The 14,194-nt window shown below is 44.7% G+C and carries 12 protein-coding genes; all 12 read left to right on the forward strand.

Annotated features, from left to right (window positions below):
• Positions 1-263 precede the first annotated feature (263 nt).
• The 12 genes from FTD44_RS14465 to mutS all read left to right on the forward strand — a co-directional run bounded on the left by FTD44_RS14465 (position 264) and on the right by mutS (position 14,191).
• On the forward strand, positions 264-2,423 hold the full coding sequence (locus FTD44_RS14465) for a TonB-dependent siderophore receptor (RefSeq protein ID WP_222167105.1): 2,160 nt from the start codon (positions 264-266) through the stop codon (positions 2,421-2,423).
• 2 nt (positions 2,424-2,425) lie between these two features.
• Positions 2,426-3,571 (forward strand): PepSY-associated TM helix domain-containing protein, encoded by a 1,146-nt coding sequence (locus FTD44_RS14470; RefSeq protein WP_222167106.1) that lies wholly within the window; start codon positions 2,426-2,428, stop codon positions 3,569-3,571.
• An 82-nt stretch (positions 3,572-3,653) separates the two neighbouring features.
• Positions 3,654-4,691 carry a glycosyltransferase family 9 protein gene (locus FTD44_RS14475; RefSeq protein ID WP_222167107.1) on the forward strand — a complete coding sequence of 346 codons (1,038 nt, stop codon included), beginning with the start codon at positions 3,654-3,656 and terminating at the stop codon, positions 4,689-4,691.
• A 33-nt stretch (positions 4,692-4,724) separates the two neighbouring features.
• Positions 4,725-5,066, forward strand: a complete 342-nt coding sequence (rplU, locus tag FTD44_RS14480) for a 50S ribosomal protein L21 (protein ID WP_237559432.1) — start codon at positions 4,725-4,727, stop codon at positions 5,064-5,066.
• 50 nt (positions 5,067-5,116) lie between these two features.
• Positions 5,117-5,380: a 50S ribosomal protein L27 gene (gene rpmA / locus FTD44_RS14485; protein ID WP_222167108.1), complete on the forward strand. Its 264-nt coding sequence runs from the start codon at positions 5,117-5,119 to the stop codon at positions 5,378-5,380.
• Positions 5,381-5,475: 95 nt separating this feature from the next.
• Positions 5,476-5,916, forward strand: coding sequence for a hypothetical protein (locus FTD44_RS14490; RefSeq protein ID WP_222167109.1), 441 nt, complete (start codon positions 5,476-5,478; stop codon positions 5,914-5,916).
• Positions 5,917-5,996: 80 nt separating this feature from the next.
• Positions 5,997-6,740 (forward strand): carboxypeptidase-like regulatory domain-containing protein, encoded by a 744-nt coding sequence (locus FTD44_RS14495; RefSeq protein ID WP_222167110.1) that lies wholly within the window; start codon positions 5,997-5,999, stop codon positions 6,738-6,740.
• Positions 6,733-7,449: a peptidase associated/transthyretin-like domain-containing protein gene (locus tag FTD44_RS14500; RefSeq protein WP_222167111.1), complete on the forward strand. Its 717-nt coding sequence runs from the start codon at positions 6,733-6,735 to the stop codon at positions 7,447-7,449. The genes FTD44_RS14495 and FTD44_RS14500 overlap by 8 nt, the downstream gene beginning before the upstream one ends.
• Positions 7,446-8,048, forward strand: a complete 603-nt coding sequence (locus FTD44_RS14505; RefSeq protein WP_222167112.1) for a carboxypeptidase-like regulatory domain-containing protein — start codon at positions 7,446-7,448, stop codon at positions 8,046-8,048. Before FTD44_RS14500 ends, FTD44_RS14505 begins: the two co-directional genes overlap by 4 nt.
• 237 nt (positions 8,049-8,285) lie before the next feature.
• Entirely contained in the window at positions 8,286-10,511 is a 2,226-nt protein-coding gene (locus FTD44_RS14510) for a hypothetical protein (protein WP_222167113.1), read from the forward strand.
• Positions 10,512-10,594: 83 nt separating this feature from the next.
• Complete coding sequence (locus FTD44_RS14515) at positions 10,595-11,350, forward strand: PPK2 family polyphosphate kinase (protein WP_129019491.1); 756 nt, start codon at positions 10,595-10,597, stop codon at positions 11,348-11,350.
• Between the two features lie 228 nt (positions 11,351-11,578).
• Entirely contained in the window at positions 11,579-14,191 is a 2,613-nt protein-coding gene (mutS, locus tag FTD44_RS14520; RefSeq protein ID WP_222167114.1) for a DNA mismatch repair protein MutS, read from the forward strand.
• Positions 14,192-14,194 lie beyond the last annotated feature (3 nt).

Below are 14,194 nucleotides of genomic sequence, written 5' to 3' on the forward strand. Positions count from 1 at the left end.
ACGATAAGCATAGCAAGAGCTGCAGGATATTCCTGCAGCTCTTGCTATTTTGGATTGATCTGCCTACTGGCGAAAGTGTTTATAACCGTCCTTAATATAAATTTGAATAATAAACAATAGGCAATCCATACAGGGTGTCATTTTAATGTAAAATAAGCATAGGATATTCCCGAATTGATAATTTTCATTCCTGATTTTATACTATGAGGCATTCCGGTACTCGATAATTTCGCGGCGGAATAACAACTATATATACATTAAGAATGAAAGTAACTTCACTAACACTGGGTATGGCGATGACCACCATCGCTGTACAGGCACAGCAACAAGTCGCTCCTGAAACACAGGATACCGTAAAACAACATTTACTGGATGAGGTAGAAGTATCGCAGGATCGCTACCGTGTTACAGAAAGCAGAACGGTAGGTAAGCTGGACCTGAAAGATCTCGAAAACCCACAAGTGTACAATACCATTCCGAAGACCTTACTGAAAGATCAGCTGGTAACCAATATGAATGATGCACTGAAAAATGCAACAGGGGTGATGCGTTTATGGGAATCTACTGGTCGTGGCGGTGATGGTGCTGAATTTTATAGTTTGAGAGGTTTTGCCGTACAACCTTCTCTGGTTAATGGGATGCCTAGCATTACCAACGGTGGTCTGGATCCGGCCAATGTTGAGAATATCGAAGTCGTAAAAGGGCCTTCCGGTACATTATACGGTGGTAATCTGATTTCTTACGGTGGTCTGATCAATGTAAATACTAAAAAGCCATACGAGAGATTTGGGGGTGAATTGTCCTATATTACCGGTAGCTATGGCCTGAGCCGTTTCACTGCAGATGTGAACGCTCCGGTGGGCAAAAACGTATTTGTACGTTTGAATACCGCTTATCAGTATGAAAATACTTTCCAGGATGCAGGGTTTAGCCAGTCATTCTTTATCGCACCTTCGGTTAAGATCGTTGCCAGCGATAAACTGACCTTCCTGGTAAACACCGAATTTAAAAACGGTGCCAGCGCCAATGCCCCTATGGTATTCCTGAGCCGTTACAGCCAGCTGTCCTTCAATAGCATGGACATTTTCGAAGCGAACTATAAGAAATCATATACCAGCAACGACCTGACGATCAAAACCCCGACTTTCGGTATGCAATCCCAGATGTTGTATGAATTCTCTAAACAATGGAAATCGCAGACCGTCGTTTCCCGCAGCAATACCCAGAGTAATGGTTATTATCAATACCTGTGGGATGCCGCTAACGGGGATGAGTTTACCCGCTACATTTCCCGTCGTAATGGCTCTACCAATGCAACCGGCGTTCAGCAGAACTTTATGGGCGATTTCAACATCGGTAGCGTACGCAATCGTTTAGTAGTGGGTGTGGATTATATGCAGAAGCAGATCCGCAACAGCAGCACCGGCTGGATAGGTTATGGTACCGTATCGCTGAAAAACCAGATCGACAGCGCTATCCTGACTACACCTGCAGTAGATAACGCATTATTGTCTTCAGCAGAAGCCGTATCCAGCGTAAATACCCGCATCCTGAGTGCTTACTTTTCTGACGTCATCAACTTCACTCCGAAGTTAGCAGCTATGCTGAGTCTGCGTGTAGATAACTTCAATGGTATGCCTACAGCATATAGCTCAGAAGAAATCAAAAATCAGACTACACTGTCTCCTAAATTTGGTTTAGTGTACCAACCGGTACTGGACAAAGTATCGATCTTTGGTAACTATATGAATGGTTTCGTAAACGTAGACCCTGTTGAGGTGGCCAACCTGGATGGTACTAATAAACACATGAAGATCTTCAGTCCGGAGCAGGCTAATCAGATGGAATTCGGTGTAAAAACCAACCTGTTCGATCAGAAAGTATCCCTGACGGCGAGCTATTACGATATCCGTGTAAGCAACAAAGTAATGTCTGATCCCACTAATGTAAACAACTCCATCCAGGGTGGTGAGGTATACAGTAAAGGTGTAGAATTCAGTGTACTGGCACATCCGATCGCAGGTATGAACATCATTGCCGGGTATAGCTACAATGACAGTAAAGTAACCAAAGAAACAGAAGGGGCAGGCTATCTGGGATTACGTCCTGAAGATGCAGGTCCGCAGAGTCTGCTGAACTTCTGGGCTACCTATGTAGTGCCTGAAGGTAAACTGAAACACTTCTCTGTAGGTTTCGGTCTTAACTATGCAAGCGAGTACAATACCCTGAACAGATTTACAACAGGAAGCTTCACCTTGCCAAGCTATGTGGTGATGAATGCTTCTATAGCTTATAATGCACCAAGATATACCCTGAATCTGAAAATGGATAACCTGACCAACGAGCACTATTTTGCAGGCTGGTCTACCGTTACACCACAAAAACTCAGATCATTATCTCTGGGCGTAAGCTTTAAATTCTAATAATGAGCCCATTCAAAAAACTCATACGTAAACTACATTTATGGCTCGGATTATTATCCGGGCTTGTAGTTTTTATAATAGCCATTACCGGGTGCATTTATGCCTTCCAGGAAGAAATACAGGATGCTACGCAGCCATATCGCTTTGTGGCGAAGGAAGATAAAGCGTATAAATTACCTACAGAGCTCCTGCCCATTGCTCAGGCACAATTACCGGGCAAGGACCTGCACTCCCTGAAGTATTTTGCTAAAGACCGTGCTGTAGAAGCGACCTTTTACCATTACGAACCTACCTATTACTATGCCGTATACCTGAATCCCTATTCAGGTGAAGTATTGAAGGTGGTAGACCGCAATGCAGGATTCTTCCGCTTTATACTGGACGGACACTTTTATCTCTGGTTGCCCCCAACTATTGGTCAGCCGGTTGTAGCCATATTTACCCTCATTTTTTTCGTGATGGTTATTTCCGGTATCATTCTATGGTTTCCGAAAAACAGGGCTGCCTGGAAACAAAGAGTATGGTTCCGCTGGAAAGAGAGCACTAAGTGGCGCCGCAAGAATTATGACCTGCACAATATTGTAGGCTTCTATGCCTCTTTTGTAGCCCTTGTTTTTGTAATTACCGGATTGGTATGGGGTTTCCGCTGGTTTGCCTACGGCTATTATACCATAATGGGTGGGGAGAAAAGCCTGGTTTATGAAGAGCCGCTTTCGGCAAAGAACCGACAGGTATCGGGTGATGCGCCTATGATCGATCAGCTGTACGGAAAAATATTCCTTAACCAGCCGGCTATAGCCACGGCAGAGTTTCATCCACCAGCCAGCGACAGTGCGAGTATGGAAGTCGCTACCAATTCAGAGGTTGGCACGTACTGGAAAACCGATTACCGCTTCTTTGATCAGTACAGCGGAGCAGAACTATCTGTAGGTCATGTTTACGGCCGCCAGAAAGATGCTAAGGTGGCTGATAAAGTAATGCGGATGAACTATGATATCCATACCGGAGGCATCTGGGGCATACCCGGCAAGTTGCTCGCCTTTTTCATGAGCCTGCTGATCGCAACATTGCCCGTTTCCGGAGTCATGATATATATCGGCCGGAAAAAGAAACAAAAGAAAACCGTGCCTGCAAAGGCTCGTCAATAAACAACAAACAAAAACAGGAACAGAATAGTCTTTTGGCTATTCTGTTTTTTTATGCTTCTTTTGTCTTCTTTTTTACCAGATTATGAAGGCTTCCCGGTCCAGACCCATTCAGAAAATACTCATTATCCGCTTTTCTTCTATCGGAGATATAGTGCTTACCACGCCGGTTATACGCAGTGTAAAGCGCAGGTATCCCGATGCTGAACTGCATTATTTGGTTAAAAAACAATTTAAGAGTGTACTGGCGGGCAATCCGCACATTGACCATATCCATGTATTGTCCGAGGATCTGCAGCAGAATATTGCAGAGCTGAAAGCCCTAGATTTTGACGTGGTAATTGACCTGCACCATAACCTGCGCACGCTTAGGGTCAAGAAAGCCCTGAATGTACGCCGGACCTATACCTTCCCGAAACTGAATGTACAGAAATGGTTGTATACCAATTTTAAATGGAATACTTTGCCGCCGAATAGTATTGTAGAGCGCTATTTCGAGGCTGTAAAGCCCCTCAATGTCGTGAATGATGGCCTGGGGCTGGATTTCTTTATTGCGCCGGAACAGGAGACTAAAAGAGAAGATATTCCTATGGGGCACTGGATGGGCTATGTAGCCTGTGTGATCGGAGGATCTTTCGAAACCAAACAATTCCCTGCAGATAAATGGAGGGCATTTATTGAAGACTGTCCGTACCCGGTTATATTGCTGGGTGGCCCTGATGATGCAGCGCTGGCTGCGGAAATTAAGACCGTAGACCCGGTAAAAGTATATGATGCCTGCGGTAAATTCAACCTTGTAGAATCGGCCGATCTGGTGCGTAAGGCGAGGGTAGTGGTGACTAATGATACAGGTTTAATGCATATAGGAGCTGCCTTTCAGAAAAAAATGGTAACTTTGTGGGGCAATACCACCCCCTGGTTGGGAATGTTTCCCTATTATGGGGCTAATAACCTGCAGACGACGGTAAGTCCATTATTTACCATATCGGAAGTAAACGGGCTTTCCTGCCGTCCCTGCAGTAAGATCGGATTTCACCAATGTCCGAAAAAACATTTTAATTGTATGAACCAGATAGATGTGGCACAACTTATAGCGGATGTGCAGTCGTTCTGGAAAGATTAAATCAACAGATTTATGCAAAAATAATTTGTTGATATGAAATATTTGTTTAATTTTGCGCAAAATTTTTGGAGCATGTTTGCAGTTGTAACAATAGCAGGACAGCAGTTCAGAGTTGCTAAAAACGATGAACTTTATGTACACCGTCTTATCGGAAACGAAGGCGATAAAGTAGAATTTTCTGATGTCTTAATGACAGGAACCGAAGGTAATATTACTGTAGGTAGTGCGGTTAAATCTGTAATCAAAGCAGAAATCGTTAGTCATGAGAAAGGCGATAAAGTCTTGATTTTCAAGAAAAAACGCCGTAAAGGATATCAAAAATTAAACGGTCACCGTCAATCGCTGACTAAAATCAAGATCCTGGATATCGCTTAATTTGCGATCCGGTTTCTACACTTGTATTAACATTTAAAAGAACTTAAGCAATGGCACATAAGAAAGGTGAAGGTAGCGTAAAAAATGGTCGCGACTCTCGCAGCAAACGTTTAGGCGTTAAAATTTTCGGTGGTCAACCAGCCATCTCTGGTAACATCATTCTGCGTCAACGTGGTACTCAATACCACCCTGGTACTAACGTAGGTCTGGGTAAAGATTTCACTATCTACGCTTTAACCGACGGTATCGTTGAATTCAGAAAAACCAGAACTAAAACTTTGGTATCTGTTAGCGAAGTGGTTGCAGAAGCTTAAGCATAAATTTGCTTAAATAATATAATTGCCATATATTTGAACTTAATATATAAAAGTCGAACTTTTTTTATTTCTAACCCACAAAAATTGTAAGTATGGCAACTACTAAAAAAACTGCAAGTGCAGCAGCGCCTAAGAAGGCTGCGCCGAAAAAAGCAGCGGCTCCTAAGAAAGCCGTAGCTAAAAAAGCGGCAGCGCCTAAGAAGGCAGCAGCTCCCAAAAAAGCAGCGGCTCCTAAGAAAGCCGTAGCTAAAAAAGCAGCAGCACCTAAGAAGGCTGTAGCTAAAAAAGCCGCCGCTCCTAAGAAAGCGGTAGCTAAAAAAGCAGCGGCTCCTAAGAAGGCCGTAGCACCAAAAAAAGCAGCAGCTCCTAAGAAAGCTGTAGCTAAAAAAGCCGCCGCTCCTAAGAAAGCAGCAGCACCAAAAAAAGCAGCAGCACCTAAGAAGGCAGCAGCTCCCAAAAAAGCCGTAGCAAAGAAAGCAGCAGCTCCTAAAAAAGCAGTCGCTCCTAAAAAAGCTGTAGCGAAAAAGAAATAATTTTAAATTTTACATTTTTTTAAATGCTATCCTGCAACAGGATAGCATTTTTTTTGCATTTTGTACGTTATATGTATTATATGACCCTCCGATACCTGATTTACACCCTTGTGTTGCTACTGGCTATTTGTAACAGCACCGGCGCGTTTGCGCAACATATGTATGGTACTGTATATGACGAAGGTCTGGGTATTGAAGGCGCTGTAGTCACGAATAATAATTCCGGTTCGGTAAGTATCAGTGATGCCAAAGGGATGTACCGGCTCTCTGTCCGGCCCGGAGACTCTGTAAGCGTACGCCTGTTGGGCTACCAGGATGTTGGGCTGAAAATACCTGCAACACAAAAAGGAGATTTCTTCCGCAATATATACCTGGAACCCTTTAGCAACATGCTTTCCGAAGTGGTCGTGAGCGGACTGACGCCATACCAGAAAGACTCTATTGCCCGCCGAAACCTGTACGGGCAGGCCTTGTCCAGGGAGTGGGTATCGGGAGGAGCAGCCGTTTTTCACCCGATGAGCTTTCTGGCACAGAAGGTATCGCGCAAAGCCAAGCAACGTCGAAACTTTCAGCTGAATTATACCGGTTGGGAAAACCAGAAATTTATAGATATACGGTACAGTAAAGAGTTTGTAGCCACAGTGGTTCCGCTTACCGGCGATACGCTTGCCTACTTTATGAATGCCTACCCGATACCCGCGGACTTTGCCCGTGCAGCCACAGAACTGGAACTGAAGATGTGGATCAAGTATAACTATCTCGAATGGAAAAAAGGACCGCATATACCCGCTGTAACCCCACAACCTGCATTGAAAGATGAATAGATTATTCCTTTTGATTATACTACTGTTTCTAGCCCTTCAGGCAGGAGCACAGAAAACCCTGAGCGGGGTAGTAATGGACCTGGAAAGATCAGAACCGGTACCCTATGTAACCCTTACCAATCTGCGTACAGACATGGCCACACAGGCCGGTGCAAAAGGTGCTTTCAACCTGGAAGCCAAAGCCGGAGACCGCATCAAAATTAATCGCCTGGGTGTAGAATCAACTGTATTTACGGTAACTGAAGAGATGTTCAGTTCTTACCAGAGAATTATTGTGCAGTACAGCATTGGCACACTGGCAGAGGTAGATGTAACTGCACTCACCCCTTATCAGCGGGACTCCCTGTACCGCGATAGTCTGTACCGGCCTACATTGGCCCGTAAAAAAGATAAGGCTGAAGTCGTGATTACACCTGTAGGTATACTCATTACCAATCCCCTCTCCTCCTGGGTGCAATACCTGGTGCCGAAGACCCGGCAGAAATGGAAATTCCAGAAGAATTTTGCAAAATGGGAAGAACAGAAGTTTGTAGAGACAGTCTACACTCCTGAGCTGGTAGCAAGCATTACGGGCTTGAAGGGCGATAGTTGTGCTTATTTCATGAATACCTATCCGATACCTGTCCAGATGGCCAGGACCGCAAAAGAAACAGAACTGAAAAGCTGGATAAAAGCCAATTACCTGGACTATACAAGCAGCAAGAGATGAGAAGACTACTGCTTTTACTGTTGTGTTGCTTTACCCTGTGTACTGTAAAAGCTCAGAACATCAAGGGGTTTATTAAATTACTCGATAATGACTCTGCACTCGCAGGGGCCGAAATCCGGAATCTGAAAACCCAGGATGTAACAGTCAGTTCGGCAAAAGGATTTTATGAAATACATGCCAGGCCGGGAGAGGAGATACAGGTCAGGTTACTGGGCTTCCAGACTAAGGTGGTGAAGTTGAAAGTATTGCCGGATGAACGCCTGACCATATATTTAAAAAAGCAGGTGACCGAACTGGATGAAGTTAGTGTAACCGCACTGTCGGTATACCAGCGTGATTCGATCTCCAGGAGGGAGGCATATGAGAAAATATTATCGCGCCGTCCGGATATGATTTCCGTTAAGCCCGATTCCATGTTTACCATTATGACAGCAGTAGGCCCACAGCGTATCTTACTTTTCCGGGTGTGTTATCCCGTGTACTGGAGAAAAAGGTCGGGAAGGGCAAGAAAGCATATAAATTCCAGGATCAGTTTAATGCCTGGGAGCAAGAGCAGTTTAAAGCATTTATTTATAACAGAGCCCTTGTGCAGCAACTGACCGGTCTTAAGGATGCAGAACAAGTTGCAGCCTTTATGAATGCCTATCCGATCCCGTATCTTTTTGCAAGGACTGCGAGTAAAATTGAATTGAATTCTTGGATCAAAGCCAATTATGCCGATTGGAAGCAGAAAGGCTCACCGGTGTTAATAAAGTGAAAAATATGAACCTGTTATGATGTAAAACGTATGAATTACGATATTTTTACAGCTTACAGTTCACATTACTCCTGAATATATGCCTAATATAAAATCTTTATCAGCTATCGGCCTTTGCCTGCTGTTTGCCGCAGCCAGTCATCCTGCCGTAGCTGCCGACAAAGACAAGAAGAAAAAAGACAAGAAAAAAGATGAACCTGCAGTTATTGATACCTTAATAGCACCAATCCCAATGAACCGCCAGATGTTTGCCGGCAAGGTAACTCAGGCCATCAGAGGTATTGATGCGAAAGATGGGGCTACCGATAAAGTAGTATTTATGGAAGACGCGGTAAAGTCTAAAGTACTGACGCAGACATTCCTGGTAGATGCCCCATTACTGCTGATCAAAATAGAAAATTCTACGGCAAGTCATGCCAATAAAATCCGCTACGAAAGAGCATTGGCCGACAGGCTCAATGGCTTCCGTACCTATACGGGCGGTGATCCGGATGTGATCTATTATAAACGCCTGATGAAAAACTTCGAAGAGCTGATGAATGCAGAGGTCGCAGGTAAGGCACTGGAGTTTGTAAAAGCTAATCCCAATATATACACACTGGAGAATCTGGATCTGCTGGAAAACAACACAGAGGCTAAGGCATTCCTGTATGAAAAAATAGGAGTAGAGCAGCCGGAAATGATGATCAAGCGCCTGAACGAGTTCTCCCGCGAATCATATGCCGATCCGGTAATTGCAGCAGCAGCAAGAGTGGCGCCAAGCACCATTATGAGCTATGCAGCACCTACCTCAAAATATACCAATGTAATTCGTCGTAATAAGGATCAGCTGGTACAAACGATTGTAAAGATTGTAGACCAGTCCAAGAAGCCTTTTAAAGTATTGCCCTTCCTGAACCAGATCAATGACGGGAGCAAAACCATTGCACAGATCGATCAGATCGCGCAAAATGATGATGCTTATTTCAAAAGCCTGGTAGAACTGAAGACATCTGGCAAAGCCTGGTCTGAAGTAGCTATAGATGAAGAGATTGCTTATCGCGCACTGAAATATGTGCGTACGGTAAATGAATTGCATGAAAAGGCAGATGCAGTGCGATTCAAGTCTGTAGAAGGTTTTAACCCTTCTGAGTATTACTTTATGCTCCTGGGCGGTCAGACCAACGAAATTTATACCAGCTCTTACCTGGGTATCTTTAAGCGTATGATGGCTAAAATGGGTACAACTTCAAGTTATGAACTGCTGGAGAAAGTGCGCATGTCTCACTTCCGTACCTTTATCCGTATGGCAGCGGGGTATAATACATTATCTACCTTCCTGACCAGCATGACAGAGGATCAGAAAACAACACTGATGCGCTCTTTTGTAGCTAACCTGGAGAATGGCGGCCGTAAAGAACTGGCCGATGCCGTAGATGTGGCCGATGCATTCGGTAGCCTGAATAACCCGGAGCTGATTACCTTCCTGAAAGACGAAGTAAAGTCCAACTACGAGCGCGTATATAAAGACAAATCCATCCCTGCAGATAATCGCGAAAAAGGGGTGATCGTATACGGTCTGCTGGGTACGATTTTTAATAATGCTTCCGATGCAGGACAGCTGCAGGAAAGCGTAAGCGAGATCCCGCCGATCAATTTTGTAGATTACAATTCCCTGGTTGATAAAGACGGTAAAGTAATACAGCAGGTATTCTTCTACGGAGATGAAGACGGTAAGATTTCATACGGCAGCTTCCTGACCAATTTCCGTAGTAAAAACTGGAAAATAGATGAGTCCAATCCGGACTGGATTACGATTACATCACTTGTAGGTAAACCAACAGTGATCTATGCCAATCGTCCCCTGGAAGAGCCTAAGGATGAAGAGGCGCAAAACAAATTATACGCTTACCTGGATGCCAACGAGATCTATCCGACCATTGTCATCCACCGCGGCCACAGCTATCACCTGGATGGTTCTCTGAAGAACCTGACACCAAAGGTGAAAATCGTGATGCTGGGCTCCTGTGGCGGGTTCCATAACCTGGCCAATGTACTGGACAAGGCACCGGATGCCAATATTATTTCTACCAAACAGGTAGGTTCTTATCGTATCAATGAGCCGATCATCAGAGAACTGAATGCGCCCATACTGAAAGGCGAGAATGTAGACTGGCTGGCGATGTGGAAGAACCTGGGTACAGAATTTTCTGCCAAATCTGTAGGAGATAAAGACCTGTTCAGTGATTACATTCCACCAAACCGCAACCTGGGTGCGATCTTCATTAAAGCCTACCGCAAGATGGAGTTGAGCCAGGAAGGTTAATCTCATTTTAAATAACAAAACAAAAAGGTTCTGAGTCTCGCATTCAGAACCTTTTTTTTGTACCTTTCTGAGAAAAATATACCATGGCTAAAAGCAATAAAATCAGGCTCTCCAAAATCAGTACACGCGCTCCGGAAGGGCTCAGCAAAGATCAGACCAAGAAGGAACTGTTTAAGATACTGGAAGAGATAGAAGAATTGCAGAACCTGCTCTATGCCGAGCATCAGCACAGCCTGCTCATCATTATCCAGGGTATGGATGCGAGCGGTAAAGATGGTCTGGTACGCGATGTGTTTAACTATGTCAATCCAAGCGGTGTAGTGGTGCATTCCTTTAAAGTGCCTACAGAAGAAGAATTATCGCACGATTTCCTCTGGCGCATCCATAATAAAGTACCGGGCAGGGGCATGATACATGTATTCAACCGCTCTCATTACGAAGATGTACTGGTAACCCGTGTACATGGCTGGTGCGATGATGAGCTGGCCACAAAACGCATGAAAGCCATCAATCATTTTGAATCCCTGTTGCAGGAGCATAACAATACTGTAATCCTGAAGTTTTACCTGCATATATCGCCTGAGGAACAATTGATCCGCCTGAAAGAAAGAATGAGTGCGCCCAGTAAAATGTGGAAGTACAATGCCAATGATATTGTAGAGTCGCAAAGCTGGAAGCGCTATATGAATTATTATGAAGACGTATTTGCACATTGCAATGATGTGCCCTGGCATATCATCCCTTCCGATCAGAACTGGTACAAAAGCCATACTGTAGCCAGTATCATTCATAAGACCCTGAAGGACCTGAAAATGCAATATCCGGGATTGAAAAAATAGGAATGCGATTATATATAATCGGCTCTGTCAGGCCTCTCAGGCCTCTCAGGCCTCTCAGGATGCTATGGCAAAGGGTAATCGTGTCCTGATGTGGCTGTTCGCTGATTGCAATATGGACAGGGATTTTCTACCACTGGAAAAGACCTTAATAAACAAAAAGGAATATGCACAAATGTGTATAATTAAGCCCGTATTCCGTAAGCAAAATAGTATTTTTGTTAGCGTATTATGGCAAAGAAAACAGCAAGCGAAACCCCGCTGATGAAACAGCACGGAGAGATTAAAAGCCGGTATCCCGATGCTATTTTATTGTTCCGTGTAGGAGACTTTTATGAGACTTTTGGTTCCGATGCAGTAGTGGCTGCAAAAGTATTGGGTATAACCCTTACCAAAAGAGCAAATGGTTCTGCAACTTTTATAGAGTTAGCAGGCTTTCCCCATCATGCGCTGGACACTTACCTGCATAAGCTGGTAAAGGCCGGTTATCGTGTAGCCATCTGCGATCAGCTCGAAGATCCTAAAACGGTAAAGGGTATTGTAAAGCGCGGCGTAACAGAACTGGTTACACCGGGTGTTGCTACCAATGACCGCTTGCTGGATAACAAGACCAACAACTTTCTGGCTGCCGTACATATCGACGATAAAGATTCCGGCATTGCCTTTATAGATATTTCTACAGGAGAGTGTTTTGTGGCCCAGGGCAATCTGGAGTATATGGACAAGCTCCTGCAAAGTTTCCAGCCCTCAGAAGTACTGATCGCTAAAGGCAAGCAGAAAATATACAGAGAAGAACTGGATCAGAAGTACTATTCCTATGCGCTGGAAGATTGGATATTTCAGCATCATTATGCATATGAATTGCTGACCAAGCATTTCGAAACCCAGTCCCTGAAAGGATTTGGAGTAGAAGACTGGCAACCGGCAATCATTGCCGCCGGAGCCGCATTCCACTATTTTAAAGATACGGAACATCCGCACCTGCAGCACCTTACTACGCTGCAGCAGATCAATGCCGCTGCCTTTTTATGGATGGACCGCTTTACCATACGTAATCTCGAATTATTGCAAAGTCCGTCAGAGAACGGGTATACACTCCTGGGTAGTATAGATGAGACCATCACCCCAATGGGGGCACGTATGCTCAAACGCTGGCTGATATTCCCTTTGGTAGACCTGCAACAGATTCGTCAGCGCCATAATATGGTCGAAGCTTTATTTACTGCTACAGACCTGAATAACGAGATTCGCCAGCACCTCAAATCTATAGGAGATATTGAGCGCCTGGTAGCCAAAGTGCCCCTGAAAAAAATCAATCCGCGTGAAGTTGTGCAGCTCGCCCGCAGCCTGCATCATACCGATGCCATTAAAGCATTGGCAGAACAAGAGCAGAGTGTTGCTGTGCAACAGTTGCTGTCGTCTGTACAGGAAACACAATCCGTACAGGACATCATCAAAGAGTATATCAAAGAAGATCCTGCAGTATCGATACAGAAAGGAAATGTAATCTGTGATGGCCTGCATGAAGAACTGGATAACCTGCGCCAGATTGCCTTTCATGGCAAGGAGTACCTGGCACAGATACAGGAAACAGAGAGCGCAAAAACCGGCATCCCTTCCCTTAAAATTGCCTTCAATAACGTATTCGGTTATTACCTCGAAGTGACCAATACGCATAAAGATAAAGTACCTGCAGAGTGGATCCGTAAGCAAACGCTGGCCAATGCCGAGCGCTATATTACACCTGAACTGAAAGCGTACGAAGAAAAGATATTAGGTGCCGAAGAGAAAATACTGGCACTGGAATCGCAGTTGTATGAATTCCTGCTGGATAAATTACAATTGTCTTTAAAGACCATGCAGCATAATGCGCAGATCATTGCACAGATCGATTGTCTGCAATCACTGGCTACTATTGCGAAACGCCATAATTATGTGCGTCCCGAAATGGAAGACAGCGCCGTACTGGACATCAAAGCCGGTCGTCACCCTGTGATAGAGCAGCATTTGCCGCCGGGCGAAGAGTATGTACACAATGATGTATTGCTCGATAAAGAGACGCAACAAATCATTATCCTTACCGGTCCCAATATGAGTGGTAAGTCGGCCTTACTGCGCCAGACCGCCCTGATTACGCTGATGGCACATATGGGTAGTTTTGTGCCTGCAGGCAAAGCCGTTATCGGCCTGACCGATAAAATCTTTACGCGAGTAGGTGCCTCCGATAACCTGAGTGGGGGAGAGTCGACCTTTATGGTGGAGATGAATGAGACCGCAAGTATTATCAACAACCTCAGTACCCGCAGCCTGGTGCTCTTAGATGAGATTGGCCGGGGCACCAGTACCTACGATGGTATTTCCATTGCCTGGTCTATTGTAGAATTTATACAGCAGCATCCGAACAAAGCAAAAACGATTTTCGCAACCCACTATCATGAGTTGAATGAGCTGGAACATAAGCTGGAGGGCGTAAAGAACTACCACATCACCCATAAAGAAACGGGCAATAAGGTTATCTTCCTGCGCAAGCTGGCGCCAGGCGGCAGCCGTCATAGCTTTGGTATACAGGTGGCTAAAATGGCCGGTATGCCTAATGGCCTGACCAAGCGTGCCGATGAAATACTGGCTATCCTGGAAGAGAAGAATAAAGACAATGGAATGGGTAAAAAGATGAAGCAGATTCATACTGATACCTTCCAGCTGAATATCTTCGATGGCCTGTCTACCGATCTCAACAGGATCAAAGAGCTCTTGTTTGAAACCGATATCAATACCCTCACACCGGTAGAGGCATTGATGAAACTGAACGAATTGAAGAACGTCATAAAAGTATACCAGGATTAAGCA

It is taken from the genome of Edaphocola aurantiacus (assembly GCF_019797745.1).
Lineage (GTDB): Bacteria > Bacteroidota > Bacteroidia > Chitinophagales > Chitinophagaceae > Edaphocola > Edaphocola aurantiacus.

Coding starts and splice junctions, on each gene's coding strand:
- FTD44_RS14515 (WP_129019491.1), top strand. CDS start 10,595: ATGGCTAAAAGCAATAAAATCAGGCTCTCCAAAATCAGTACACGCGCT.
- FTD44_RS14510 (WP_222167113.1), top strand. CDS start 8,286: ATGCCTAATATAAAATCTTTATCAGCTATCGGCCTTTGCCTGCTGTTT.
- rpmA (WP_222167108.1), top strand. CDS start 5,117: ATGGCACATAAGAAAGGTGAAGGTAGCGTAAAAAATGGTCGCGACTCT.
- FTD44_RS14500 (WP_222167111.1), top strand. CDS start 6,733: ATGAATAGATTATTCCTTTTGATTATACTACTGTTTCTAGCCCTTCAG.
- mutS (WP_222167114.1), top strand. CDS start 11,579: ATGGCAAAGAAAACAGCAAGCGAAACCCCGCTGATGAAACAGCACGGA.
- FTD44_RS14495 (WP_222167110.1), top strand. CDS start 5,997: ATGACCCTCCGATACCTGATTTACACCCTTGTGTTGCTACTGGCTATT.
- FTD44_RS14490 (WP_222167109.1), top strand. CDS start 5,476: ATGGCAACTACTAAAAAAACTGCAAGTGCAGCAGCGCCTAAGAAGGCT.
- FTD44_RS14465 (WP_222167105.1), top strand. CDS start 264: ATGAAAGTAACTTCACTAACACTGGGTATGGCGATGACCACCATCGCT.
- FTD44_RS14470 (WP_222167106.1), top strand. CDS start 2,426: ATGAGCCCATTCAAAAAACTCATACGTAAACTACATTTATGGCTCGGA.
- rplU (WP_237559432.1), top strand. CDS start 4,725: ATGAAATATTTGTTTAATTTTGCGCAAAATTTTTGGAGCATGTTTGCA.
- FTD44_RS14475 (WP_222167107.1), top strand. CDS start 3,654: ATGAAGGCTTCCCGGTCCAGACCCATTCAGAAAATACTCATTATCCGC.
- FTD44_RS14505 (WP_222167112.1), top strand. CDS start 7,446: ATGAGAAGACTACTGCTTTTACTGTTGTGTTGCTTTACCCTGTGTACT.